Raw genomic sequence first — 24,951 nt, forward strand, 5'->3', positions numbered from 1 at the left:
GGCCCGGACGACGGAGAGCCCCGTTCCGCGGACGGAACGGGGCTCTCGACGAGGGGGCCTAGCTGTCGAGCAGGCCCTTCTCGGTCAGGTAGTCCTTGGCGATGGTGGCCGAGGACTCCTTGTCGGTCTGGCTCTTCGAGTTGAGCTTCTGCAGGTCGGAGGCGCTCAGGACCTCGTCGACGCTGTCGATGACGTCCTGCGCGTCGGAGTCGACCTTGTCGGACACGATCGGCACCACGTTCTGCGGCAGGATCATGTTCTCGGGGTCTTCCAGGGTGACGAGGTCGTTCTCGGCGATCAACGGGCTGGCCGTGTAGATGTCGGCCAGCTGGACGCTGCCGTCGGTCAGGGCCTTGACCGTCAACGGGCCACCGCCGTCGTCGATCGGCGTCGAGGTGACGTCGACACCGTAGATGCTCTTCAACCCGGGAGGGCCGTAGGGACGTTCGGCGTTCTCGGGCGGAGCACCCAACGTCAGCGTGCCGGAGTAGTCCTTGAGGTCGGCCAGGCTCGTGATGTCGTTGTCCTCGGAGAACTCCTTCGTCACGTTGTAGCTGTCCTGGTCGGACGCAGCAGCGGCCTTCAGCGCGGTCAGACCGGAGGGCAACGCGGCGGCGAGGGCCGTCTCGACCTCTTCAGGCGACTTGGCGGTCTCGTCTTTGTCGTAGTACTGCAACAGGTTGCCGGTGTACTCGGGGAAGACGTCGATCTTGCCGGACTCGAGCTCGGGCAGGTAGACCTCGCGCTGACCGATCTGGTACTGACGGTCGACCGTATAGCCCTTGGCCTCGAGGGCCTGGGCGTACAGCTCGGCGATGATCTCGTTCGAGTAGTACTGCTGCGAGCCGATGACGAGCGTGTCGCCGTCGCTCGACGCCGACGAGTCGCCGGAGCTCAGCGGGTCGCTCGACGCGCACCCTGCCAGGGCCACCATGGCCCCGATCGCGACCGCGCCGAGAACGGTGAGCCGGCCTTTCTTGTTCGCTGTGATCACTGTGTGCCTTTCGTGAGGGGTGTTGCCGTGACCGCCCCGGGCCGGACGGCCCTGGAGCGGATGTCGGTGGGGCGCCCGGCCGTGACCCCGGCGGGGACGACGAGGCGCTGGACGATCGAGAAGAGGATCTCGAGGACGACCGCGAGGGCGATGACGAGGATGGAGCCCGCCAGCATCTTCGGGTAGTCGTTCGCCCGGAGGCCCGTGATGATGTAGCTGCCGAGACCGCCCGCGCCGACGAAGGTGGCGAGGGTCGCCGTCGCGACGACCTGGAGGACGGCGGACCGGATGCCGCCGATCAACAGGGGCAGGCCGAGGGGCATCTCGACCTTGGTCATGATCTGCCACTCGGTCATGCCGACGGCCCGTGCGGCGTCGACGGTCTTGCGGTCGACGGCCTCGAACCCCGAGTAGGCACCGGCGAGCACCGACGGGATCGCCAGGATGACGAACGAGATGATCGGCGCGGTGAGGCCGATGCCGACGGACAGGGCGATCAGGGTGATGACGCCGAAGGAGGGCAGGGCACGCGCGCCGCCCGAGATCGAGACGGCGATCGAGCGACCACGGCCGGTGTGTCCGATGAGGTACCCGACGGGAACGGCGATCACCGAGGCGATCACCACCGAGAGGGCGCTGTACCAGAGGTGCTGGCCCAGCCTCGTGGGGATGCCGTCGGCACCCGTCCAGTGGATCGGGTCCGCGAGCCAGGCGAACGCCTCGACGAAGAAGTTCACGGCAGCACGACCTTCTGGCGGGCCGGGACGGGAGCGACGGGCTTGATCTTGGCGTCCTTGCGGCTCCAGGGCATGAGGACCCGCCCGAGGAGCACGAGCAGGAAGTCCAGCACGAGGGCCATGACGATGGTGAGCACGATCCCCGCCACGATCTCGGCGGTGATGTCGCGCTGGAAGCCGTCGATGAAGAGGAGTCCCAGACCGTTGACGCCGAGCACCCCTCCGACCGTGGCGAGGCTGACCGTGCTCACCACGACGACCCGCAGACCGGCGAGCATGACCGGACCCGCCAGGGGGAACTCGACCCTCCAGAACCGTTGCCAGGACGAGTAGCCCACGGCCGTCGCCGACTGCGTGACGTCGGCCTCGACGGCGGCGAGGGCGTCGGCCACCGATCGGACCATGAGGGCGATGCCGTAGAGGGTGAGGCCGATGACGATGTTGACGGGACTCCGCAGCGAGGTGCCGAAGACCACCGGCAGGGCGATGAGGAGGGGCAAGGACGGAATCGCGTAGAACAGACCGGCGACCGTGAGTATCCCCCTCGACACCCGGTACCGGTTCGCGAACCAGCCGATGGGCAGCGAGATGACGAACGCCAGGATGACCGGCGGCACGCTCAGGCCGAGGTGCACGATCGTCTTGTCGAGGATGTAGTCGCTGTTGGACCAGATCCAGTTCACGACGCCTGCCCACCTCGGACCGACTCGGTCAGCACCCCGGCGGTGCGCCCGTCGCCGTCCACCACCACCTGCCCGGTCGGCGTCTGCTCGACGTGGAGGGCACGCTTGCCCCGGTTGGCTCCGATGAACTCGGCGACGAAGTCGGTGGCGGGTGCCGAGAGGATCTCGGCGGGGCTGCCCTGCTGGGCGATCTGGCCGCCCTTCTCGAGGATCACGACCTGGTCGCCGAGGTAGAAGGCCTCGTCGATGTCGTGCGTGACGAAGACGACGGTCTTGTCGAGTTCGCGCTGCAACCGGATGAGCTCTTGCTGCAGGTCGGACCGGACGAGCGGATCGACGGCACCGAAGGGCTCGTCCATGAGCAGGATGTTCGGGTCGACGGCGAGGCCACGGGCCACGCCGACCCGCTGTTGCTGCCCACCGGACAGCTGGCTCGGGTAGCGCTGGGCCAGGTCACGGTCGAGACCGACCGTGTCCATGAGCTCGAGGGCGCGGTCACGGGCGACCTTCTTCGACGTGCCCTTGAGGACGGGGACGGTCGCGATGTTGTCGACGACCTTGCGATGCGGAAGGAGACCGGAGTTCTGCATGACGTAGCCGATGCTGCGGCGGAGCCCGACGGGCTCGAGGTCGCCGATCGACTTGCCGTCGATCTCGATGACACCGGAGGTCGGGTCGACCATGCGGTTGATCATCCGCAGGATCGTCGTCTTGCCGCAGCCGCTCGACCCGACGAAGACCGTGGTCTTCCGGGACGGGATCACCAGGCTGAAGTCGTCCACCGCCAGGGTGCCGTCGGGGTACTGCTTCGTCACGGAACGGAACTCGATCATGGGTGGCTCATTCCTCGTGGGCAGCACGAATCGACACTTGCCAGGGCGTTCACCCAACCACAGATCCCGACGAAGCGTCATCGACCCCGCCGGGGCCCCCGACGCCGGCCGTCACGCGGCCGACGAGGTCAGTGCGCGCCGACGAGGGGCTCGAGGTAGCCCGTCAGGACCGTGCGGCACTGGTCGACGAAGCGGCCGTCGCCCTCGACATCGTCGATGAAGGCGCGCGCCAGCAGGGCGTTGGCGATCTCGACCGCCACCTGGAGGCCCAGCTCGAGCTCGTCGGTGCGCGGCACCGAGCAGTGGTCGACGAGCACGGCGAGCAGCTGCTCGGCCAGGGGGCTCGTGTACTGGCGCGTCTCGGGCGTGCGCACGTCGGGTGCGTCGCCGAAGCGGATGGCCCGGAAACCGGGCTCGCTGCGGTACATCTCGGCCTTGGCGTCGACGAACAGGTCGACGGCACGACGCCAGTCGGTGACGGCGTCGTCGGACACGGCCTCGTCGACCCGGACGGTCAGACGCTGGACGGAACGCAGGGCGAGCGCGTCGACGACGGCGATGCGGTCGGGGAAGTAGCGGTAGACCGTGCCGATCGAGGCGCCCGCCCGCTCGGCGACCATGGCCGTCGTCAGACGCTCGTAGCCGATCTCGTCGATGATGGCCGCGGCCGCGTCGAGCAGCCCGGTGAGCCGCGCGGAACTGCGAGCCTGGACCGGCTCGTTCCTCAGCAGCGGTGAACCCCCGGGCAGTGCGTCATTGACGTCGGTGACGAGCAACGTTTCTCCGTTTCGTGGCGATGCCTCGACGGGGTCGGGCACGGTGCGATGACGTCGGAAGGGGGACCGAGGTGGCGGTCACCGGATGTCGGCGGCTGCCACCAGAATGGATCGCATGTGCGGACGATTCGTGATGGCACGCGCCTCGAGCGACCTGGTGGCCCTGTTCGACGTCGATGTATCAGGAGACACTCTCCCAGAGCCTTCCTGGAATATCGCTCCGACCCGGCCGGTGAGTCTGCTCGTCGACGCGGCTCCTCGGGGCGAGGACGCCGGCGGCCCGCCGGTCCGACGGCTCGCCGCGGCGCGGTGGGGTCTCGTGCCCGGTGGCTCGGCAGGGCCCGACTCCGGTCCCCCGCTGTTCAACGCGCGGTCCGAGTCGGTCGCCGAGAAGCCGTCGTTCCGCGACGCCGTGGTCTCGCGCCGCGGCCTGGTCCCGGCCACCGGGTGGTACGAGTGGCAGACCCTGCCCGGCGGCTCGAAGCGCCCCGTCCTCGTGCGGCTGCCCGACGACGAGGTGGTGCTGTTCGGCGCGCTCTACGAGTGGTGGCGAGACCCGTCGGCCGAGGTGGGCGCCCCGTCTCGGTGGCTGTTGTCGACGACCGTGTTGACCCGCGCCTCCTCGGGTCCGGTGTCCGAGGTGCACGACCGCATGCCGGTGCTCGTCGGCACCGACGTCATGGACGACTGGCTCGACCCCGAGACCGAGGGCGACGACGACCTGGTGCAGGGCATCGCCGGCCTCAGCGACGAGATCGCCGCGCGCCTGCTGCACCACGAGGTCGGCCCCGAGGTCGGCTCGTCGTCGGTCGACCACCCCGGTCTGCTGGCCCCCGTCGGCTGATCCGGTCCGCCGGCGGTCCGTCCGTCCGTCCGACGACCCATCGTGCGAGACTGACCGGATGCCCGACACCCGCAAGGCACCGCCCGCCGCCGTCGAGCCCTTCCTCCACCGAGCGGCCCGCATCGAGAACTCGGTCCACCGCTTCCGCGAGAAGCGAGCCCGACGCCGCGGCCTCCTGCCCACCGTCGTGCCGTACACCGGCTACGGCGCTCCCGGATGGGCGCGGGTGCTGTCCCGCGTCCTGCTCACCCGGACGGGCACGCTGTCGGGCGTGGACCGCCTCAACGTCCGGGGGTGGCGCAGCTTCACCAGCGTGCCCGTCGAGAAGGCCCTGGTCGAGGTCTCGCTCGGCGGTCGCGTCCAACGCGTCCAGGCCGACCGCGGTGGCGTGCTCGACGCCCGCATCGCCGTCGACCTCGAACCCGGCTGGCACGTCGCGACCCTGAGCACCGAGGGGTCCGTGCCGGTCGAGGCGCCGATCTTCGTCATCGATCCGGAGGCGCGGTTCGGCATCGTCTCGGACATCGACGACACCGTGATGGTCACCTCGCTGCCCCGGCCGCTGCTCGCGGCCTGGAACACCTTCGTGCTCAACGAGCACGCCCGGCGCCCGGTGCCCGGCATGGCCGTGCTCTACGAGCGCCTGAACGCGGCGAACCCCGGGTGCCCCGTCATCTACCTCTCGACGGGCGCCTGGAACGTGGCGCCGACGCTGTCCCGCTTCCTGTCCCGCAACCTGTACCCGAGCGGCGCACTCCTGTTGACCGACTGGGGCCCCACCCACGACCGGATCTTCCGCAGCGGTCGCCTGCACAAACAGGAGTCCCTGCGCCGCCTCGCCGACGAGTTCCCCGAACTCAAGTGGCTGCTCGTCGGCGACGACGGGCAGCACGACGAAGAGCTCTACGGCACGTTCCTGCACGACCACCCCGAGAACGTGGCCGCCGTGGCGATCCGTCAGCTGTCGCCGAGCGAGGCCGTGCTGGCCGGTGGACGGTCGCGGTCGGAACACGCCGAGGGCAGCGACGTCGTCTGGGTGTCGGCACCCGACGGCGCCGGCCTGTGGGAACAACTCCTCGACAACGGCGTGATCGACTGACTCTGGTAGCTCGTGGTGATCCTGTGATAGTGGGATAGTCCTGTTTTGCGGGTCGACATGGCTGCTATCGTGGATCATCCCGAGATTGGAGCATCGTGTTCGACGACGACCAGGCCGCACGAGTGCCGGTGCCCCCGCTCGTGTCGACGGACGAGCGTGAACGCCAGGTCGGCGAGCAGGTCCGTCGCCTGCGGCTCGACCGGGGACTCGACCAACTCGAACTCGCCCGACGGGCCGACCTGTCCCCCAGCACGGTGCAGTCCCTCGAGGCCGGCCGCGGCAGCACGTTGCGCACGCTCGTCCGCGTCCTGCGGGCCCTCGGTGCCGACGACGTCCTCGGGGGCATCGCCCCGGCGAGCGCCGTCAGCCCGCTCGACGTGCTGCGGTCGGCGGGCGACGAGCCACGACGTCGGGTGTATCGCCCGCGGGGCGGACGATCGCCGGGCGGCGACTCGTGAGCTGGGTCCCGGTCCGTGCGGTCGAGGTGACGGCGTGGGGTCTCCGGGTGGGGGCCGTGGCGCTCGACCCGGGGATCGGGGCGTACGTCTTCGAGTACTACCCGGACTGGGTGGCGCGCGGCATCGAGTTGGCGCCACTGACGATGCCGGTGCGTACGCGGCGGCACGTCTTCCCGCAGTTGCCCGAGGCGACGTTCCATCGCCTGCCCGCCGTGCTGGCGGACGCGATGCCGGACGACTTCGGCAATGCGGTGATCGACGCCTGGTTGGTGCGCCAGGGGGTGTCACGGCAGCAGGTGAGCCCGCTCGACCGGTTGGCGTACATGGCGGACCGGGCCATGGGGGCGTTGGAGTTCCGGCCGGCGCGGGGACCGCGTCAGCGGACGACGAGCGCGGTCGAACTGAGTGCGCTCGTCGAGGGGGCACGCAGCGTGCTGGACGCCAGCTTCGGCGACGACCGCGAGGCGGAGTCGGCGATCAGGTCGTTGATCCAGGTGGGGACGTCGGCGGGTGGGGCGCGGGCGAAGGCGGTGGTCGCGTGGAACCGTGGCACGGGCGAGATCCGGTCGGGCCAGGTGGCGGCGCCGGACGGGTTCGAGCACTGGTTGATCAAGCTGGACGGGGTGGGCCCGCACTCCGAGCTCGGGTCGGGAGGTCTCGCCGGACGGGTCGAGTACGCGTATTCGCTGATGGCGGGGGCGGCGGGGATCGACATGGCCGAGTGCCGGTTGCTCGACGAGAACGGGCGGTCGCACTTCATGACGCGTCGGTTCGACCGCCGGGCCGAGGGCAAGGCCCACGTCCTGACGCTGTGCGGGGCGGCCCATCTCGACTTCCGGCAGCGACAGGCCCACGACTACGGGCAGCTGTTCGACGCCGTCCGTCGGATGGGGTCGGGCGACGAGGCGATGGCGCAGGCGTTCCGCCGGATGGTCTTCAACGTGCTGGCGGCCAACAACGACGACCACACGAAGAACTCGTCGTTCCTGTTGGCGGGGCCCGAGGCGTCGTGGGGGCTGTCGCCCGCGTACGACGTGACGTTCGCGCACAACCCGACCGGGCGGTGGACGTACCAGCACCTCATGGGGGTGGACGGCGTCTTCCGTGACGTCTCGCGGGCCGACGTGATGCGCCTGGCGGACCGTTTCCTGGTGCGGGACGCGTCGGGCATCGTCGACGAGGTGCGTGACGCGGTGGGGCGGTGGCGGTCGTTCGCCGACGAGGCCGGCCTGCCCCGCGAGGCGGTCGTCCACGTCGAGGAGGCGCTGCCCGGCTGGTGAGGACGCCGGCGCCTCGGCGCCCGGGCCTCGGCCCCGCACCGGGGGGTGGCCGATGTCGGTGGGGGTTCGTAGACTCCGTTCGAACACACATTCGAACGAGAGGTCGGCAGATGAGGGTGGACGAGAAGGTCCCGGTCGAGACGACCGCCGACGGGGCGCCCCTGCGCTTCGAGTGGCGGGGGGTCGTGTACGGCGTCGTCAGTTCGCCCGAGCTCTGGGTCACTCGGACGGACTGGTGGCGATCGGCGACCCGGGCACCACGCGGGGCGAGCGCGCACCTGCTCGAGATGACGGTCTGGCGGGTCGACGCCGTGCCGCTCACGGACGGTGCCCACCGGGTCGACGGCACCTTCGACCTGGCGCTCGACGGCCGAGGCGACTCGTGGTTGCTGCTCGGGGTGTTCGACGACCGGGTCGAGCAGCAGCTGTTCGCCTGAACCCGGGGCGTCCGTCGGACGACGGTGGCCGGTGAGCCGTGCGACGTCGGGAATTCCCCCCGTGCCACACTCGTTGACGCACCAGGCGCCCTGCGCCCCGGGGACGCCGTGGTCCCGCACCACCCGCCTCCCCGACCGAAGAGAGCCTCCCGATGAATCCGTTGCTGTGGTTGTTCGACGCGCAGGTGCACATCGGCGACCAGACGATCCTCTGGCGCGAGGTGGTGGGCAACGTCTTCGGCCTGCTCAGCGCCCTCGGCGGCATGAGGCGCAAGGTCTGGGCCTGGCCGATCGGCATCGTGGGCAACGCGCTGCTGTTCACCGTCTTCCTCGGCGCGGTGTTCGACACCCCCAACCCGGTGAACCTGCTCGGGCAGGCCGCACGCCAGGTGATGTTCATCGTGGTGTCGATCTACGGCTGGTACCGCTGGAAGCACGCCGACGACGCCGGCGACGCGGCCGTCGAGCCCCGCTGGGCGGGGTGGAAGAACCGGGTGCTGATCGTCGTCGTCCTCGTCGGCGGCACCGCCGCGTTGACCCCCCTGTTCCGCCTGCTGGGATCGTACGAACCCGTGTGGGCCGACGCCTGGATCTTCACCGGGTCGCTCCTCGCCACCTACGGCATGGCCAAGGGCTGGGTCGAGTTCTGGTTGATCTGGGTCGCGGTCGACCTCGTCGGCACTCCCCTGTTGTTCAGCGCCGGCTACTACGCGTCGGCGTTCATGTACGTCTTCTACGGCGCCTTCACGCTCGCGGGCTTCGTCGTCTGGGCTCGCACCCGGCGACAGAAGCCCAAGGTCGAGACGCTCTGGCCCGATCCGACGCTGCAACGCTGATCCCGGCCCCGGGGCGCGCTGGTTTGATGAGCACATGCCCCTGCCCATCGAGAACTACGCACTGATCGGCGACCTGCACACCGGAGGCCTCGTCGGCTCCGACGGCAGCATCGACTGGCTCTGCCTCCCCCGCTTCGACTCCGCGTCGACCTTCGGTGCCCTGCTCGGCGACCACGACGCCGGACGCTGGCTCGTGGCCCCCTCCGACGCCGCCGCCACCTCGACCCGGCGATACGTCGACGACACCTTCGTGCTCGTCACCCGCTGGACGACGCCCACCGGCGTGGTCGAGGTCACCGACCTCATGCCCTACGGCGACCGGCGGGCCGACGTCGTCCGCCGGGTGACCGGGGTCTCGGGCACCGTCTCGATGCACGTGGACCTCGCGATCCGGTTCGGCTACGGGACGGCCCTCCCCTGGGTGCGGCAGATCCCCGAGGGCGACGAGACGGCCCTCGTCGCCACGGCCGGGCCCGACGCCGTCGTGGTCCGCGGCCCGCGGCTGACGGCCACCGACCACACGCACGAGGCGACGTTCGACGTCTCCCCCGGCGAGACGGTCGACCTCAGCCTCACCTGGTACCCGTCCCATCGCGAACCGCCGGCGCCCCTCGACGTGCCGGCCGGCATCGACGAGACCGTCGCCTGGTGGCAGGCATGGGCCTCACGCTGCTCGGCCCCCGAGGCCTACGCCCCCGAGGTGCACCGGTCGCTCCTGATCCTCCGAGCCCTCACCAACGAGGACACCGGAGGCATCGTCGCCGCGGCGACCACGAGCCTGCCCGAACGGTTCGGCGGCTCGCGCAACTGGGACTACCGCTACGTCTGGCTGCGTGACGCGTCGATGACGCTGCAGGCCCTCATCCTGCACGGATACGCCGAGGAGGCCGACCGGTGGCGCGGCTGGCTGCTGCGTGCCATCGCCGGGGACCCCGCCGACGTGCAGATCATGTACGGCCTGGCCGGCGAGCGGTACCTGCACGAGAGCGAACTCGGGCATCTGCCCGGCTACGACGGGGCCTCACCGGTGCGCATCGGGAACGCCGCGTACGAGCAGTACCAGGGCGACATCTTCGGCGAGGTGATGGTGGCCCTGCACGAAGCCCGCCTGCTCGGCGTCGAGGAGAGCGAGTACTCGTGGCCCCTGCAGCGTGCCCTCATGCAGTACGTCGAGGACAACTGGACCCGGCCCGACAACGGCATCTGGGAGATCCGCGGCGAATTGCAGCACTTCACCCACTCGCGGGTGATGATCTGGGCCGCTCTGGACCGGGCCATCAAGGGCATCGAGCAGTTCGGCCTCGACGGCCCGGTCGACCGGTGGCGTCGGCTGCGTGACGAGGTGCGCACCGAGATCGAGACCCGCGGTTGGAACGCCGACCGCGCCTCCTTCACCCAGCACTACGGCACGACCGAGGTCGACGCGTCCCTGCTGCAGCTGCCGCAGGTCGGCTTCGTCGCCGCCGACGACCCCCGGATGCTCGGCACCGTCGCCGCCATCGAGCACGATCTGCTGCAGGACGGCCTGCTCATGCGTTACCGCACCGAAAGCGGCATCGACGGCCTGGACGGGGCGGAGAACCCGTTCTTGACCTGCTCGTTCTGGCTGGCCGAGCAGTACGCCGCCTCGGGGCGCGTCGACGACGCCGTCGCCCTGATGGACCGGCTGGTCGGCTACTGCAACGACGTCGGGATGCTCTCGGAGGAGATCGAGGTCGCGACGGGACGCCACGTCGGCAACACCCCGCAGGCGTTGTCGCACCTGGCGCTGGTGCGCGCGGCCGACGCGATCGGGAAGGCGCACGACCGCGGGTGACCCGACCCGCGCCTCCTCGGCTGCCGGACGCGACGACGGCCGCCCTGCTCGGGAGAGCGGGGCGGCCGTCGAGGTCTGCCGGTCAGGAGTGCGCGACCAGGATCAGGCGGGCCAGTCCGACGGACCGGTCGACCCGGCGGCGTAGGTGTCGAGCGGCACCTGGTCGGCCTTCCAGGCCTCGATCACGGGAGCGACGATCGCCCAGCAGCGCTCGGCCACGTCGCCGCGGATCGAGAGCGTCGGGTCGTCGTGGAAGATGCCGCTGAGCACCTCGCCGTAGGGCGTGAGCTCGGGCTTGCCCAGGGTGACCGACATCGTCGACTTCTCGAGGTCGAAGGGGTTGCCCGAGCCGTTCGTGGTCACGCCGAGCTCCATCGTCTCGGGGCTGATCTCGATGCGGAGCGTGTCGGGCGTCGACGAGCCGTTGAGGCCCTCGGGAAGCGCGGGGACCGGCTTGAAGGTGATGAGCACCTCTTTGCGGATCTTGGTCATGCCCTTGCCCGACCGCAGGATGAACGGGACGCCCGCCCAGCGACGGGTCTTGACCTCGAACTCGACCTCGGCGAGGGTCTCGGTCTGGCGCTCGTTGTCGACGCCGTCCTCGTCGGCGTAGGCGGGGACGTCCTTGCCGTCGATCGTGCCGGCCGCGTACTGGGCGCGACGGCTCGAGGCGACCGGGTCGGCGTCCTTGACCCAGGTGGCGCGCAGGACGCGGGCGATCTCGCTGCGCAGCTCGACCGAGTCGATGCTCGACGGGGCGTCCATCGCGATGACGGCGAGCACCTGCAGCAGGTGGCTCTGGATCATGTCGATCAGCGCGCCGGCCTTGTCGTAGTACTGGGCGCGACCCTCGAGGCCGAGGACCTCGTCGTAGAAGATCTCGACCTTCTCGATGTTCTCGCTGTTCCAGACCGGCTCGAAGAGGCGGTTGGCGAAGCGCAGGCCGATCATGTTGAGGACCGTCGCGCGACCGAGGAAGTGGTCGGTGCGGTGGATGCGCTCCTCGGGGACGATCTTGAGGAGTTCGGCGTTGAGCTCGCGGGCGCTCTCTTCGTCCGAGCCGAACGGCTTCTCGAGGGCGAGGCGCAGGCCGTCGGGCAGGTCGATCTCGGCGAGCGCCTGGATGACCTTGGTGCTGATGGCGGGCGGCAGGGCGAAGTACATGACCGGCGTGCCCTCGCTGGCCTCGAACAGGGCCTTCAGGTGCTCGACCGTGGTCGGGTCGCCCTGGATGTACCGGCTCGACGCCAGCGTCTTCTTGGCGAGGTCGCTGCCGGCGTCGCCGTTGAAGGCGGTCTTCACGACGTCGTCCCACTCTTCGGGGCTGCGCTCGCTGCGGCCGGTGCCGATGAGCTGGACGTCGACGCCGCGGTCGCTCTTGAGCAGGCTCGCGAGGCCGGGGAGCAGCAGACGCTCGGTGAGGTCTCCGCTGGCTCCGAGGATGATGAGGGTGGTGGTGTCTGTCACAGTGCAGCTTTCGTGGGAGGGCGACGATCGTGTCGTCGCTGGTCGATCAGGCGGCGGGGGTTCTCGGGGCCACGGGTGTCAACGCACAGGGGGGACGGACATTCCCGTCGACCGCCCCGGCCGCGGAGGGCACGGGTCGCGTCTCGGCGCCGGTGCCCGGTCAACCGTACTGCTCCCGGAGGGCGAGCGCCGTATCGGGGTCAGCGACCGGCGTCGGCCTCGCCGTCCTGCACGGTGTCGTGCGGGGCGGTGTCGCGGGGTGCACTGTCGTCGTCGACCGGCCCCGTGCTGTCGGTGCCGCCCACCCGGCCGCCGGTGTCGTCGTCGCCGGCCGTGCGCCCCTCCTCGGCGGCGTCGTCCTCGGGGCGGGGCGCGGTGGTGTCGTCGGGGTCGAGCGCGGCGATGATGCGTCCGAGCGAGACGGCGATCGAGACGCCGCCGCTCGTGTCCGTGGTCGGGCGGTCCCGGTGGCGGTCGACGGCGTCCCAGAGGTCCGCGACGCGTCGCCGGGCGTCGGTGAACGCGTCGACGTCGTCGGCCCCGTGGCGTCGGATGACGGTGGCGACGCCGTGCACGGCGTGGGCGACGTCGGGCGCGAGGTCGTCGGGCATGCCGATCTGCCGGCCGATCCGGCGACCGAGGATGCCCGAGACCTCGGCGACGTCCTGCAGGTGGAACGAGACGCGCTCGTACGTGGCGAGATCCGCGTACTCCTGGCCGAGGTCGCGGCGGCGGAGCAACCACCGCGGGTTCATGCGACGGGACTCGTCCGCGTACGCGACGGTCTCGCGGACGCGGCGGAGGGTGCTCGGCAGGACGCCCACGCGACGCTCCCATTCGTCGTCCTCGAGGGGCCAGGGGGTCTCGAACACGCCGGCGACCTCGTCGGCCCGGTCGGCCAGCGAGTCCTTCACCCGGAGGAGGCGATCCTCGGCGCGCGAGGCGTAGAGCGGCGGCACGAGCACCAGGTTGACGATGACGCCGACGACGACGCCGACCCCGATCTGCACGATGTAGCCCAGCGAGTAGGCCTCGGCGTTCGCGCCGCCGAGCAGCAGCACGAACAGCCCGGCCGTGAGCACCCAGTCGCGACCGGCGCCGAGCCAGCGGATGCCGGCCACGAGCACGCCGACCCCGACGACGAGCGCCACCGCCAACACGCCGGGCCGACCGTCCTGCAGCGAGAAGACCGCCGTGGCGAGGGCGATGCCGACGACCACGCCGACCAGCACCTGGAACCCCTGTCGCAGCGAGCTCTTGATGGTCGGGTACATCGCGATCACGGCGCCGAGCGGCGCGTAGTACGGGTAGTCGGCGGCGACGCCGGGCACCTGCGGCGCGATCCAGTAGGCGAGGGCGGCGGCGAGCGCCGTCTTCACGGCGAGCAGGAGGCGCGGTTGGGCCAGCAGGACGCGGGTCCAGTGGGTCGCGGTGCGGGCGTCGCGACGCAGGGCGGACCGTCGATCGGGCGAGGTGGAGCCTCGATCGGTCGGGGTGGGGCGTCGATCGGACATGCCCCGATGATGACAGGCCGTGGGACCCGAGGGACGGGCCACGGGGTGCGACGGCCGATCGGAGCGACGTACACTGGTCGAACACCTGTTCGAACGACCCGGCCGGGGGTTCAGCAGCCCGAGGTACCGACCATGAGCTTCACCCACCTGCGCGTCGCGTCGGCGTTCAGCGCCCACCACGGCACGGCGCACCCGAAGGCGCTCGTCGACGCCGCCGTCGCGGCGGGTGCCGACGCGGCGGCGATCACCGACCGGGACGGGCTGTACGGGGCGATCCGGCACGTCGGGGCCTGCCGGACGGCGGGCGTCGACCCGATCGTCGGAGTCGAGCTGGGGTGCCGGGACGACCGCGAGGGGTTCGTGGACGGTGGTGCCGACGGCGGCGGGGCCGTCGGCGGGGTCGACCGCATCGTGGTGCTGGCGCACGGGGCGCGGGGCGGCGGGCCGGCGAAGGCGGGGTGGGCGGCGCTGTGCCGGCTGATCAGCGCGTCCCACGGTCGGGCCACCCGCCGCGCCAGCGGCAGCGCCAACAGCGTGGCGACCATCGCCCGGTCCCGGGTGAGGGGCTTCGTCCAGGGCGAGACCGAGCCGGCGGCGACCGTGCTGCTGGGGCCCGACTCCGACGTGGGCCGACTGGTCCAGGCGGGGCGTCACAGCGAGGCCGCGGCGTCGCTCGCCGACTGGGCGGCGACGCTGCCGGGCGGCGTGGTGGTCGAGGTGGTCTGCCACCTGACCGAGCCGGGCGAGAGCCGCAGCATCCGGCACGCCGCCCGCATGCTCGAGTTGGCCGACCACGTCGGGGTGCCGGCCGTGCTCACGAACGCCGTGCGGTACCTCGATCCCGACGAGGCCGTCACGGCCGACGTGCTCGACTCGGCGGGGCACCTGGCCGCCCTCGGCTCGTTCCGGCCCCAACCGAACGCCCAGGCCTACCTCAAACGCCCCGCCGACATGCGCCGACTGGCCCGTCTGGTGAGCGACGCCTCGTCGTTGCCCCGCAGCGTCGGCGACGAGATGCTCGCCGCCACCGAACGCCTGGCCGACCGGTGCCGACTCGACCCCGTCGCCGACCTCGGCTGGGGCCGCCCGAAGGTGCCGGAGCTCAGCGCGATCGGCGTCGACGGCGACCCCGACCAGGCGCTGTTCCGGCAGGCCCAGGCCGGCGTCACCGAACGCTTCGGCGACGCCGACCGTGCCCTGCGCGACAAGGTCGAGGACCGCATGCGCTACGAACTCGGCATCATCACCGGGTTCGGCTTCGCCGGGTACTTCCTCACCGTGGCCGACGTCTCCGCACTGATGCGCGACCTGCGGGTGCGCAACGCGGCGCGGGGATCGGGGGCGGGCAGCCTCGTCACCTACCTGCTGCGCATCTCGAACGTCGACCCGATCGAGCACGACCTGCTGTTCGAACGGTTCCTCGGCAACAAGCGCGAGACCCTGCCCGACATCGACATCGACGTCGAGGCGGCGCGGCGGCACGAGGTCTACCGGGCGATCTTCGACCGGTACGGCAGCAACCGGGTCACGCTCATGTCGATGCAGTCCACCTACCGCGGACGCGGGGCGGTGCGCGACGCCGGTCTCGCGCTGGGCCTCGACGACGAGCAGATCGACCTCGTGGCCAAGAACGTCTGGCGGTCGAACGCCCGAGACCTGCGCACGGCGATGGCCGAGAAACCCGAGCTGCGCGAGATCGCCGAACTCGCCAGGAGCAACGACCAGATCGACCTGCTCGTCGACCTCAGCGAACGGCTCGACCGTCTGCCCCGGCACATCTCGATGCACCCGTGCGGGGTCATCCTCGGCGACTCCGACCTGCTCAGCACGACCCCCGTCCAGCCCAGCGGCATCGGCCTGCCGATGAGCCAGTTCGACAAGTACGACATGAACGACGCCGGCCTGCTCAAGCTGGACGTCCTCGGCGTCCGCATGCAGAGCTCGCTCGCTTACGCCCTCGACGAGATCGAACGCGTCAACGGCCCCCGTGCCGCCCTCGCCGGAGCCCTGCCCGTCGACGTGCCCTACGTGAACCGCCAGGGTCGGATCGAGCTCGACGAGATCCCGCACGACGACGAGCCCACCTTCGAGGCGATCCGCACCACCCACACGCTCGGCATGTTCCAGATCGAGAGCCCCGGTCAGCGCGAGCTGATCGGCAAGATGCAGCCCGACCGCTACGAAGACCTCATCGCCGACATCTCGCTGTTCCGGCCCGGCCCGATGAAGGGCAACATGATCGCGCCGTTCCTCGACACCAAGCACGGATTCCAACAGCCCGACTACCTGCACCCGAGCTTCGCGTCGTTCCTCGACGACAGCTACGGGGTGGTCATCTACCACGAGCACGTGCTGCGCATCCTCGAGGCGACCATGCAGGTGTCGCTCGCCGAGGCCGACGAGATCCGACGGCACATGGGCAAGGGCGACGACGACGCGCTCGAGGCCACCTTCCGCGAGCGCACCCGCGGCAACCTCGACCCCGCGACCGGGAGGCGACGCTTCGACGACGCCGCGGTCGACCGGATCTGGGCCGCGCTCAAGGGGTTCGGGTCGTTCGGCTTCTGCAAGGCCCACGGGGCCGCGTTCGCCCTGCCGACCTACCAGAGCGCGTGGTTGAAGACCCACTACCCGGCCGAGTTCCTGGCGGGCGTCCTCACCCACGACCCGGGCATGTACCCGAAGCGGTTGCTGCTGACCGAGGCGCGACGCATGGGCGTCCCCGTGCTGCCGCTCGACGTCAACGCCTCGACCGACGTCTACCGGGTCGAGCGCCTCCGGCCGCCCGCGACCCCGATCGCGCCGACCCGGGTCGGCGACCTCGGTCTGCGGCTGTCGCTGGCCGACGTGCACGGCATCAGCGACGCCGAGTTGGCCCGGGTGGTCGTGAACCGTCCCTACGACTCGATCACCGACTTCTGGCAGCGGGCGACGCCGTCCCGATCGCTCTTCGAGCGCCTGGCGCAGGTCGGGGCGCTCGACTCGGTCGCCGGGCCCGGCCGCACCCGCGGCGACGTCCTGGCGCGGGTGCGGGCGCTCACCGGCCGGTCGTCGCGCCCGAAGGCCACCGACGTCGAGAACCAGCTCGACTTCTCGATCGACGACTCCGACACGGTGCCGACCGGCACGCCCGACGTCGACGCCCGGCAGCGGGTCGCCGACGAGCTCGACATCCTCTCGATGGAGGTCAGCGAACACGTGATCGAGAGCTACCGGCCCATGCTCGACGACCTGGGCGTGGTGCGCGCCGCCGACCTGCGCGACCACTGGAACGGCACGACCGTGCTCGTGGCGGGCATCCGCATCGCGACCCAGACCCCGCCGATGCGCAGCGGCAAACGCGTGGTCTTCATCAGCCTCGACGACGGCAGCGGCTGCTCCGACTCCACGTTCTTCGAGGAGGCCCAGGCCCGCGCCGGCTCGCTGCTGTTCGGCACACAGCTGATGGTGATCCAGGGACGCACGCGTCGCACCGGCGAGCGCGGCATCTCGCTCGAGGCCGAGAACGCGTGGGACCTCAAGGCGATGTGGCGCGACTGGAACGCGGCCCGCGCCTCCTCGTCCCTGGCCGTCGGCAACTCCTGACCCGTGTCGCCACCACGGCGGCCGGGGCCGCCGCTCGTCCCTGCACGTCGCAGCAGCCAGGAATTGCCGACACCCCGTGCGTAGGGTGGCGACATGAGCGATCAGCAGGTCAAGGGCAGCTACGTCGAACCGGGTCAGGAGTACACCCGCGACACCAACTACATCGAGGACCGCATCACGCGCGATGCCGTCGACGGGTGGCCGGTCGAGGCCGGTCGCTACCGCCTGGTCGCCGCCCGGGCCTGCCCCTGGGCGAACCGCAGCGTCATCTCGCGACGCCTGCTCGGGCTGGAGGACGCGATCTCGCTCGGCCTGCCCGGCCCCACGCACGACGCCCGCAGCTGGACCTTCGACCTCGACCCCGACGGTCGCGACCCCGTCCTCGGCATCGAACGCCTCCAAGAGGCGTTCTTCGCCCGCACGCCCGACTACCCGCGCGGCATCACCGTGCCGGCGATCGTCGACGTGCCGAGCGGCAAGGTCGTCACGAACGACTTCCCCCAGATCACCCTCGACTTCGCGACCGAGTGGACCGCCCACCACCGTGAGGGCGCCCCCGACCTCTACCCCGAGGCCCTCCGCGGCGAGATCGACGAGGTGAACGCCGTGGTCTTCCACGACGTCAACAACGGGGTCTACCGCGCCGGTTTCGCCGGGTCGCAGAAGAGCTACGAGCGGGCCTACCGCACCCTCTTCGAGCGGCTCGACTGGTTGTCCGAGCGACTGGCCGGTCAGCGCTACCTCGTGGGCGACACCATCACCGAGGCCGACATCCGGCTGTTCACCACGCTCGCCCGGTTCGACGCCGTCTACCACGGGCACTTCAAGTGCAACCGGAACAAGCTCAGCGAGATGCCGGTGCTCTGGGCCTACGCCCGCGACCTGTTCCAGACCCCTGGGTTCGGCGACACGATCGACTTCGACCAGATCAAGGCGCACTACTACGTCGTGCATTCCGACATCAACCCGACGGGCATCGTCCCGGTCGGTCCGGACGCCTCGGGATGGCTCACCGACCACGGGCGCGAGCAGCTCGGTGGCCGCCCCTTCGGCGACGGCACTCCCCCGGCACCGCCCCGCGCCGGCGAAGAGGTGCCGACGCTCGTCGGGGCCTGAGGCACCGCCTCGTGCTCGATCCCTCGGACCGGTTGCGCACCACACGCGACGAGGCCCTGGCGCTTGCCGCGCGACTGCTCGGGGACATGGAGGCGGTGGCCGCGGCCCGCGAGGGAGCCAACGTCGACGACGAGCACGACCCCGAGGGGTCCACGATCGCCTACGAACGGTCGCAGCTCGACGCCGTCCGGCGGTCGGCCCTCGAACGCGCCGCCGACGCCGAGGCCGCCCTGGCCCGGCTCGCCGACGGCACCTTCGGGCGCTGCGAGCGATGTGCGGCCCGGATAGGCGAGGCGCGGCTCGAGGCGCGACCCACCGCCCGACTCTGCATCGACTGCGCGAGCTGACCCGCGCCTCCTGCCGGTGCCTCGTCCCGCACCCACAGCGGGGGCGTCAGCGGGGCGTCAGCCCCAGATGCGAGCGATCTGCTCGTCGAGGAACGACTCGAACCAGGCGTCGCGGTCGGTGACGACGTTGGTGAGGTGACCGAAGAGCTCGAAGCTGAGATGCCCGTAGAGGGCCGTCCAGGCGGTGATGCCCGCGGCCAGCACACCGGGGGCGACCGACGCCCCGAGGCCCTGGGCGAGCTGCGTGAACTCGTCGGCCAGGCCGGCCCGCACGGGCATCGCCCGCAACGTGGCTCCGCTCGCCGCCGCGTCGTCGACCGCCCCGAGCAGGAGCAGCCCCACCGCGATCGCCGGTTCGACGGTGTCGACGGGGGCCGCGTACCCGGGGACGGGTGAGCCGTAGAGCAGGGCGTAGCGGTGCGGGTCGGCGATCGCCCAGCGACGGGTCGCACGGGCCGTCTCGCGGAAGCGCTCCTGGTGGTCGGCCCGGTCGACGGCCTGCTCGGCCCGACGGGCGGCCTCGGCGAGGTCGACGTAGGCGTCGGTGATCAGGCGGGTCAGCAGGGCGTCGCGGCTCGGGAAGTACCGGTAGATCGCCGACGACGCCATGCCCAGGTCGCGCGCGACGGCGCGCACCGACAGGGCGGCCGCTCCCACCTCGGCCAGCTGCCGGTGGGCCGAGGCGAGGGCGCGCTCGACGATCTCGGTCCGTGCGCGCTCGCGGACGCCCCCCACGGCCCGGTCGCGTCCGTCGTCCCCTGCGTTCGTGGTCATGCCCCGATCCTGTCGTCCGAGAGCACGCGACACAAACGAGAGCACCGCTCTTGCGTGTCGGGCCGCCCGACCCTAGGGTCAGATCCGAGAGCACCGCTCTCGCTCATTGCCCCAGGAGGACCCCATGCCCACCCATCTCGTCGTCGGAGCCGGAGCCATCGGCACCCCCCTCGTCCGCCGCCTCGCCGAGCGGGGCGACACCGTGCGCGTCGCCACCCGCCGCGGCACCGCGATCACCGGGGCCGCCCCGTTCACGCTCGACGCCAAGGACGCCGCCGCCCTGACGAACGCGGCCCACGGCGTCGACACGATCGTGGTCTGTTCGAACCCGCCCTACCCCGCCTGGGGCGTCGAGTGGCCGGCCATCACCACGGCCCTGATCGAGACGGCCGTCACCACGGGGGCGGGCATCGTGCTGATGGGCAACCTCTACGGCCACGGGCCGGTGTCCGAGCCGATGACCGAACACACGCCCCTCGCCTCCGCCGAGGGGAAGGGCAGGGTGCGCGCCGACAGCTGGCAGCGGCTCCTGGCCGCGGCCGACCGGGGCGTCCGGGCCGTCGAGGTGCGCGCGAGCGACTACTTCGGGCCCGGCGCCGGGCGCAACGCCCACCTCGGCAGCGACTTCTTCGGGCCGCTCGTCGCGGGCCGCACCGCCCACGCGGTCGGCGACGTGAGCCAGCCGCACGCCTGGGCGTACCTGCCCGACGTCGTCTCGACCCTCGTGGCCGCCATCGACCGCGACGAGTGGGGACGCGCCTGGCTGACGCCGCACGCCACCCACGCCTCACGGGTCGCGATCGCCGAGGAGGCGCGGCGCCGGTACGGCCTGACCGGTCGCGTCCGCCCGTGGAACCCGCTGCTGTGGGCCGGCCTGACCCGCACGGTGCCGTTCCTCCGCGAGGTGAGGGCGATGAAGTACCAGTTCGACTCGCCCTTCGTCGTGGACTCGTCCGAGAGCGAACGCCTGCTCGACATCGGACCGACCCCGTGGCCCGAGGCGCTGGACGCGACGATCGCGGCCGCCCGCGACGCCGTGCGTCGGTGACTCCTGACTCCTGTCGCCCGCGCACGACGACGGCCCCTGCCCCCGGGGCTTCCCGCGACGGCGCGACGGGAAGCAGGAGTTGCCGACGGGACGGACGGTTCCCCGAGGTCACAGCAGACCCCCACGCGCCGCCCTTCCCCGACGGCCGCACGCCGCCGTACGCTGACAGCACCCCGGCGACGACGCCGCACGACGGCCGACTCGCCCCGATCGACGACGATTGGTGCTCCATGACGCTGACCGCGAGCCCTCCGCCCCGCGACGTCGGGCCGCAGCGCCGGGTGGTGCGCGACTCGTGGGACCGCGCCTCCCGGCACCGGCTCGATCCCGACGGCCTGCCCCGACTCGAGCTGCCCGAGGACGACCTCGACGACTGGCGTCGGGACCACCCGTTGGCGCTCGCGCTGCCCGTGGTGCGTCGTCTGCTCACGGACGACGTCTCGGGCTCGGGACTGCTCGTCGCGATGGGCGACGAGCACGGACGCCTGCTCTGGGTCGAGGGCGACCACGCGGCCCGCCGCCGAGCCGAGGACATGCTGTTCGTCGCCGGTGCGGGCTGGTCGGAGTCGCGGGTCGGCACCTCGGCCCCCGGCACCGCCCTCGTGCTCGACCGGGGCGTGCAGATCCGCGGCGACGAGCACTGGAACCACCGCGTGCGGGCCTGGAGCTGCACGGCCGTCCCGGTCCACGATCCCGTCGACGGGCACGTCATCGGAGTCGTCGACATCACGGGAGACGAGCGGGCGGCCGGCTCGTTGACGCTGCCCCTGGTCACGGCGACCGTCGCGGCCGTGGAGGCGCACCTCGCGCTCCTGGGGTTGGCCGCGGTCGATCGCGTCCCGACCCGCACTCCCCGGCGGCCGGTCCGACCCGGTCCGGGCTCCCCCGCCGGCCTGACGACCCTGGGCCGTGACGAAGCCGTCCTCACGGTCGGGGACGGCCGCATCGCGCTGGGTGCCCGGCACTCCGAGATCATGACCCTGCTCGCCCACCGGACCGCCGGGTACACCGCTCACGAATTGGCCGACGCGGTCTACGGCGACGTCGACGCGGTGTCCACCCTGCGTCCCGAGATGGTGCGCCTACGGCACGTCGTCGAGGCCCTCGACCCCACGCTGGTCCCCCTGTCGCGCCCGTACCGCCTGCCCCGCCCGGTGGCCCTCGACCTCGACGCGCTCGTCGGACTCGTCGACCGCGGTGCCCACCGCGCCGCCGTGCGAGCCGACACCGGCCCGGCGCTGCCCTCGTCCACGGCACCCGGCGTCGTGGCGCTGCGGGTCGAGGTCGCGGCGACCGTCCGGGACGCGCTGCTCACCGGCGGGTCGATCGAGAGCCTGGTGTCCTACTCCGAGTCGGACGCGGGTCGCGACGACGTGCGCGTGCTGCTCGAGCTGCTGCGTCGGCTTCCGCCGGGATCGCCCCGGCGGACGCACCTGGTCGCGCACCTCGAGGCGCTCGGGGGCCGGGACTGACGCGCAACCGGATGCAACCCCGCCCGACGTAGCCTGCCGCCAGCGGCGGGCGACCCCCGCCACCGACCCGACACCGTCGTCGAAAGGGACCGTCATGACCGTCACCACTCCCCCGAACACCTACGCCGCGCCGGGACGGCCCGACGCGAAGGTGGCCTTCAAGCCCCGCTACGACCACTTCATCGGCGGCGAGTACGTCGCCCCGGCGAGCGGGCAGTACTTCGAGAACCCGAGCCCGGTGAACGGCAAGGTCTTCACGGAGGTCGCCCGGGGCAACGCCGCGGACGTCGACAAGGCGGTCGAGGCCGCCTGGCGCGCGTTCGACTCGTGGAAGAAGACGACGATCGCCCAACGCGCGCTGATCCTCAACAGGATCGCCGACGTCATGGAGGCGAACCTCGAGATGCTCGCCGTCGCCGAGACCTGGGACAACGGCAAGCCCATCCGTGAGGCCCTCGCCGCCGACGTCCCGCTCGCGATCGACCACTTCCGCTACTTCGCCGGGGCGATCCGGGCGCAGGAGGGTTCGACCGGCGAGATCGACGCCGACACCGTCGCTTACCACTTCCACGAACCGCTCGGCGTGGTCGGCCAGATCATCCCCTGGAACTTCCCGCTGCTGATGGCCGTGTGGAAGCTCGCCCCCGCCCTCGCCGCCGGCAACTGCGTCGTCCTCAAGCCGGCCGAGCAGACCCCCGCGTCGATCCACGTCTTCATGGACCTCGTCAAGGACCTCCTGCCCGCCGGGGTGCTCAACATCGTCAACGGCTTCGGCGTCGAGGCCGGCGCCCCCCTGGCGAGCCACCCGAACATCCGCAAGATCGCGTTCACCGGCGAGACCACCACCGGGCGCCTGATCATGCAGATGGCGAGCGAGAACCTCATCCCGGTGACGCTCGAGCTCGGCGGCAAGAGCCCGAACGTCTTCTTCGCCGACGTCGCCGACGAACGGGACGACTTCTACGACAAGGCCCTCGAGGGCTTCTCGTTCTTCAACCTGAACTCGGGCGAGGTGTGCACCTGCCCGAGCCGGGCGCTCGTGCAGCAGTCGATCTACGACCAGTTCACCGCCGACGGCGTCGAGCGGGTGAAGAAGGTGAAGCAGGGCGACCCGCTCTCGATGGACACCATGATCGGCGCCCAGGCGTCCAACGACCAGCTCGAGAAGATCCTGAGCTACATGGACATCGGCAAGCAGGAAGGCGCGACGCTGCTGCTCGGCGGCGACCGGGCCGACCTGGGCGGCGACCTGACCGGCGGCTACTACGTCAACCCGACGATCTTCGAGGGCCGCAACTCGATGCGGATCTTCCAGGAGGAGATCTTCGGCCCCGTCCTGTCCCTGACGAGCTTCAGCGACTACGACGACGCCATCAAGATCGCCAACGACACCCTCTACGGTCTCGGTGCCGGCGTCTGGAGCCGCAACGGTGCCCAGCTCTACCGGGCCGGCCGCGACATCCAGGCCGGTCGCGTCTGGTCGAACACGTACCACCAGTACCCCGCCGGGGCGGCGTTCGGCGGCTACAAGCAGTCCGGCATCGGTCGCGAGAACCACAAGATGATGCTCGACCACTACCAGCAGACCAAGAACCTGCTGGTCAGCTACGCGGACGGTCCGATGGGCTTCTTCTGATGACGCCCGAGCAGACGGCCGCCGCCGCGCCGGCAGCGGCAGCAGCCGAGGAGGCGCGGGTCGGCGCGGTCACGCCGGCCCACGCCTCCGGGATGGTCGCCGCCACCCCCTCCCGGGTCGACGTCTCCCCCGAGGCGGCGGCGTTCCTCGTGTCCCTGACGGCGCAGCACGGCCCGCTGATGTTCCACCAGTCGGGTGGCTGCTGCGACGGTTCGTCGCCGATGTGCTACCCCGTCGGGTTCTTCCGGGTGGGAGCCGTCGACGTCCATCTGGGCGACCTGCACGTCGACGGGATCGACCCGATCGAGGTCTACATGTCCCGGAGCCAGTTCGAGTACTGGAAGTACACGCACCTCACGATCGACGTCGTGCCGGGCCGCGGGGCCGGGTTCTCGATCGAGAGCCCGGAAGGCCGGCGGTTCCTGATCAGGTCACGACTGCTGGACGACGACGAGCTGCGGGCGTTCGGACTCGACGATGCGGTGGGCGACACCCCGGCCTGATCGGCCGACGCCGCCCGGGGACTCAGTCGGTCGGCGGGTGGGGCAGGGCGTAGACGCCGTGCCCCACCCGGTCGACCACTCCCTGTCGGGCGAGGACGCTCAGCGTCGAGAGCACGCTGCTCCGGCGGTAGTCGGGCAGGGCGGCGACGATCTCGGTGGTGCGCCGGGCCCCGTTCCGCAGCACCTCGGGCACGCGGTCGGCCAGGGAGTCGCCGACGGGCGCGGTCGCCGGGGCGACGTCCGTCGGGTCGCCGGCCCGCGCCTCCTGGTCGTACTCGGCCCGGGCCTGGTCGAGTCCCTCGGCCGAGACCCGGGTGGTCGCACCGTCGGCACCGGAGGCGTGCGCGTAGGGCGCGAGGGTGAGCGATCGGCCGACGCGCGCGTACACGGCCGAGGCGCTGGTGCCCTGGTGCTCGGCGATCTCGGGGTAGGACGCGCCGCCGAGCAGCAGCACCGCCTCGCCCTCGAGGCCGAGCCACTGGCCGAGGCTCGCGATCTCCCAGCCGGCGGTCGTCACGGCCGAACCCCAGACCTCGATGTCGTCGGCGTGCTCGGTGGTGAGCGTCTCGAGGTCGTCCAGCAGGTCGAGGAGCCGCCGGCGGGCGTCGTCGACGATCTCGGCCGTGAACTGTGGCGGGCGGCGAAGTTTGATCGGTCGTGACATTTGTGAAAGACTATCCAAGTTGCCTTCGTGGC

The 24,951-nt window shown here is 71.3% G+C and carries 23 protein-coding genes; 14 read left to right on the forward strand and 9 right to left on the reverse strand.

Annotation, left to right across the window (positions count from 1 at the left end; genetic code table 11):
* Positions 1–58: 58 nt before the first annotated feature.
* From EDF21_RS02675 to EDF21_RS02695, 5 genes are all read right to left on the reverse strand, one after another.
* Positions 59–994, reverse strand: a complete 936-nt coding sequence (locus EDF21_RS02675) for an ABC transporter substrate-binding protein (RefSeq protein ID WP_233568333.1) — start codon at positions 992–994, stop codon at positions 59–61.
* Positions 991–1,731: an ABC transporter permease gene (locus EDF21_RS02680; protein ID WP_056045720.1), complete on the reverse strand. Its 741-nt coding sequence runs from the start codon at positions 1,729–1,731 to the stop codon at positions 991–993. The genes EDF21_RS02675 and EDF21_RS02680 overlap by 4 nt, the downstream gene beginning before the upstream one ends.
* Positions 1,728–2,414, reverse strand: a complete 687-nt coding sequence (locus EDF21_RS02685) for an ABC transporter permease (protein ID WP_123570197.1) — start codon at positions 2,412–2,414, stop codon at positions 1,728–1,730. Before EDF21_RS02685 ends, EDF21_RS02680 begins: the two co-directional genes overlap by 4 nt.
* Positions 2,411–3,247: an ABC transporter ATP-binding protein gene (locus tag EDF21_RS02690; protein ID WP_056045726.1), complete on the reverse strand. Its 837-nt coding sequence runs from the start codon at positions 3,245–3,247 to the stop codon at positions 2,411–2,413. The genes EDF21_RS02685 and EDF21_RS02690 overlap by 4 nt, the downstream gene beginning before the upstream one ends.
* 128 nt (positions 3,248–3,375) lie before the next feature.
* The gene (locus EDF21_RS02695) at positions 3,376–4,023 is read right to left on the reverse strand and encodes a TetR/AcrR family transcriptional regulator (RefSeq protein ID WP_123570198.1); all 648 of its coding nucleotides are present in this window, start codon (positions 4,021–4,023) and stop codon (positions 3,376–3,378) included.
* 115 nt (positions 4,024–4,138) lie between these two features.
* Here EDF21_RS02695 and EDF21_RS02700 point away from each other — a divergent pair, with 115 nt between their 5' ends.
* From EDF21_RS02700 to EDF21_RS02730, 7 genes are all read left to right on the forward strand, one after another.
* Positions 4,139–4,867, forward strand: coding sequence for an SOS response-associated peptidase (locus EDF21_RS02700; protein WP_158612837.1), 729 nt, complete (start codon positions 4,139–4,141; stop codon positions 4,865–4,867).
* A gap of 58 nt (positions 4,868–4,925) precedes the next feature.
* Positions 4,926–5,966, forward strand: a complete 1,041-nt coding sequence (locus tag EDF21_RS02705) for an App1 family protein (protein ID WP_056045734.1) — start codon at positions 4,926–4,928, stop codon at positions 5,964–5,966.
* A gap of 95 nt (positions 5,967–6,061) precedes the next feature.
* On the forward strand, positions 6,062–6,424 hold the full coding sequence (locus tag EDF21_RS02710; RefSeq protein ID WP_056045735.1) for a helix-turn-helix domain-containing protein: 363 nt from the start codon (positions 6,062–6,064) through the stop codon (positions 6,422–6,424).
* Positions 6,421–7,704, forward strand: coding sequence for a type II toxin-antitoxin system HipA family toxin (locus EDF21_RS02715; protein WP_123570200.1), 1,284 nt, complete (start codon positions 6,421–6,423; stop codon positions 7,702–7,704). The genes EDF21_RS02710 and EDF21_RS02715 overlap by 4 nt, the downstream gene beginning before the upstream one ends.
* A gap of 110 nt (positions 7,705–7,814) precedes the next feature.
* A complete protein-coding gene (locus EDF21_RS02720; protein WP_055972315.1) occupies positions 7,815–8,141 on the forward strand; it encodes a DUF6504 family protein in 327 nt (108 codons plus the stop codon).
* 152 nt (positions 8,142–8,293) lie between these two features.
* Positions 8,294–8,977 (forward strand): nicotinamide riboside transporter PnuC, encoded by a 684-nt coding sequence (gene pnuC, locus EDF21_RS02725; RefSeq protein ID WP_123570201.1) that lies wholly within the window; start codon positions 8,294–8,296, stop codon positions 8,975–8,977.
* Positions 8,958–10,793, forward strand: a complete 1,836-nt coding sequence (locus EDF21_RS02730; RefSeq protein ID WP_255416431.1) for a glycoside hydrolase family 15 protein — start codon at positions 8,958–8,960, stop codon at positions 10,791–10,793. The genes pnuC and EDF21_RS02730 overlap by 20 nt, the downstream gene beginning before the upstream one ends.
* Before the next feature lie 102 nt (positions 10,794–10,895).
* Here EDF21_RS02730 and EDF21_RS02735 read toward each other — a convergent pair whose 3' ends face one another.
* On the reverse strand, positions 10,896–12,260 hold the full coding sequence (locus EDF21_RS02735; RefSeq protein WP_056045748.1) for a glucose-6-phosphate dehydrogenase: 1,365 nt from the start codon (positions 12,258–12,260) through the stop codon (positions 10,896–10,898).
* Between the two features lie 200 nt (positions 12,261–12,460).
* Complete coding sequence (locus tag EDF21_RS02740) at positions 12,461–13,774, reverse strand: aromatic acid exporter family protein (protein ID WP_123570203.1); 1,314 nt, start codon at positions 13,772–13,774, stop codon at positions 12,461–12,463.
* Positions 13,775–13,906: 132 nt separating this feature from the next.
* Between EDF21_RS02740 and EDF21_RS02745 the strand changes: the two genes are divergently transcribed.
* The 3 genes from EDF21_RS02745 to EDF21_RS02755 all read left to right on the forward strand — a co-directional run bounded on the left by EDF21_RS02745 (position 13,907) and on the right by EDF21_RS02755 (position 18,822).
* Positions 13,907–17,359 carry a DNA polymerase III subunit alpha gene (locus tag EDF21_RS02745; RefSeq protein ID WP_123570204.1) on the forward strand — a complete coding sequence of 1,151 codons (3,453 nt, stop codon included), beginning with the start codon at positions 13,907–13,909 and terminating at the stop codon, positions 17,357–17,359.
* Positions 17,360–17,452: 93 nt separating this feature from the next.
* On the forward strand, positions 17,453–18,475 hold the full coding sequence (locus EDF21_RS02750; RefSeq protein WP_123570205.1) for a glutathione S-transferase family protein: 1,023 nt from the start codon (positions 17,453–17,455) through the stop codon (positions 18,473–18,475).
* A gap of 11 nt (positions 18,476–18,486) precedes the next feature.
* A complete protein-coding gene (locus EDF21_RS02755) occupies positions 18,487–18,822 on the forward strand; it encodes a TraR/DksA C4-type zinc finger protein (RefSeq protein WP_233568334.1) in 336 nt (111 codons plus the stop codon).
* Positions 18,823–18,879: 57 nt separating this feature from the next.
* Here EDF21_RS02755 and EDF21_RS02760 read toward each other — a convergent pair whose 3' ends face one another.
* Positions 18,880–19,596, reverse strand: a complete 717-nt coding sequence (locus tag EDF21_RS02760; RefSeq protein ID WP_123570206.1) for a TetR/AcrR family transcriptional regulator — start codon at positions 19,594–19,596, stop codon at positions 18,880–18,882.
* A gap of 124 nt (positions 19,597–19,720) precedes the next feature.
* Between EDF21_RS02760 and EDF21_RS02765 the strand changes: the two genes are divergently transcribed.
* The 4 genes from EDF21_RS02765 to EDF21_RS02780 all read left to right on the forward strand — a co-directional run bounded on the left by EDF21_RS02765 (position 19,721) and on the right by EDF21_RS02780 (position 24,255).
* Complete coding sequence (locus tag EDF21_RS02765) at positions 19,721–20,644, forward strand: NAD-dependent epimerase/dehydratase family protein (protein ID WP_123570207.1); 924 nt, start codon at positions 19,721–19,723, stop codon at positions 20,642–20,644.
* A gap of 230 nt (positions 20,645–20,874) precedes the next feature.
* Positions 20,875–22,116 (forward strand): GAF domain-containing protein, encoded by a 1,242-nt coding sequence (locus tag EDF21_RS02770; protein WP_123570208.1) that lies wholly within the window; start codon positions 20,875–20,877, stop codon positions 22,114–22,116.
* A 94-nt stretch (positions 22,117–22,210) separates the two neighbouring features.
* Positions 22,211–23,752 carry an aldehyde dehydrogenase family protein gene (locus tag EDF21_RS02775; RefSeq protein ID WP_056045771.1) on the forward strand — a complete coding sequence of 514 codons (1,542 nt, stop codon included), beginning with the start codon at positions 22,211–22,213 and terminating at the stop codon, positions 23,750–23,752.
* A 92-nt stretch (positions 23,753–23,844) separates the two neighbouring features.
* Entirely contained in the window at positions 23,845–24,255 is a 411-nt protein-coding gene (locus EDF21_RS02780) for a DUF779 domain-containing protein (RefSeq protein WP_123570795.1), read from the forward strand.
* Between the two features lie 22 nt (positions 24,256–24,277).
* Here the strand turns inward: EDF21_RS02780 and EDF21_RS02785 are convergent, their stop codons facing one another.
* The gene (locus EDF21_RS02785; protein WP_056045774.1) at positions 24,278–24,919 is read right to left on the reverse strand and encodes a hypothetical protein; all 642 of its coding nucleotides are present in this window, start codon (positions 24,917–24,919) and stop codon (positions 24,278–24,280) included.
* Between the last annotated feature and the right edge of the window lie 32 nt (positions 24,920–24,951).

This window comes from Frigoribacterium sp. PhB118 (genome assembly GCF_003751725.1).
Classification (GTDB): Bacteria; Actinomycetota; Actinomycetes; order Actinomycetales; family Microbacteriaceae; genus Frigoribacterium.

Excerpts from the sequence above, each read along its gene's own strand:
- EDF21_RS02690 (WP_056045726.1), bottom strand. The coding sequence starts at position 3,247 with ATGATCGAGTTCCGTTCCGTGACGAAGCAGTACCCCGACGGCACCCTG.
- EDF21_RS02700 (WP_158612837.1), top strand. The coding sequence starts at position 4,139 with ATGTGCGGACGATTCGTGATGGCACGCGCCTCGAGCGACCTGGTGGCC.
- EDF21_RS02705 (WP_056045734.1), top strand. The coding sequence starts at position 4,926 with ATGCCCGACACCCGCAAGGCACCGCCCGCCGCCGTCGAGCCCTTCCTC.
- EDF21_RS02720 (WP_055972315.1), top strand. The coding sequence starts at position 7,815 with ATGAGGGTGGACGAGAAGGTCCCGGTCGAGACGACCGCCGACGGGGCG.
- pnuC (WP_123570201.1), top strand. The coding sequence starts at position 8,294 with ATGAATCCGTTGCTGTGGTTGTTCGACGCGCAGGTGCACATCGGCGAC.
- EDF21_RS02740 (WP_123570203.1), bottom strand. The coding sequence starts at position 13,774 with ATGTCCGATCGACGCCCCACCCCGACCGATCGAGGCTCCACCTCGCCC.
- EDF21_RS02745 (WP_123570204.1), top strand. The coding sequence starts at position 13,907 with ATGAGCTTCACCCACCTGCGCGTCGCGTCGGCGTTCAGCGCCCACCAC.
- EDF21_RS02750 (WP_123570205.1), top strand. The coding sequence starts at position 17,453 with ATGAGCGATCAGCAGGTCAAGGGCAGCTACGTCGAACCGGGTCAGGAG.
- EDF21_RS02760 (WP_123570206.1), bottom strand. The coding sequence starts at position 19,596 with ATGACCACGAACGCAGGGGACGACGGACGCGACCGGGCCGTGGGGGGC.
- EDF21_RS02765 (WP_123570207.1), top strand. The coding sequence starts at position 19,721 with ATGCCCACCCATCTCGTCGTCGGAGCCGGAGCCATCGGCACCCCCCTC.
- EDF21_RS02770 (WP_123570208.1), top strand. The coding sequence starts at position 20,875 with ATGACGCTGACCGCGAGCCCTCCGCCCCGCGACGTCGGGCCGCAGCGC.
- EDF21_RS02775 (WP_056045771.1), top strand. The coding sequence starts at position 22,211 with ATGACCGTCACCACTCCCCCGAACACCTACGCCGCGCCGGGACGGCCC.
- EDF21_RS02780 (WP_123570795.1), top strand. The coding sequence starts at position 23,845 with ATGGTCGCCGCCACCCCCTCCCGGGTCGACGTCTCCCCCGAGGCGGCG.
- EDF21_RS02785 (WP_056045774.1), bottom strand. The coding sequence starts at position 24,919 with ATGTCACGACCGATCAAACTTCGCCGCCCGCCACAGTTCACGGCCGAG.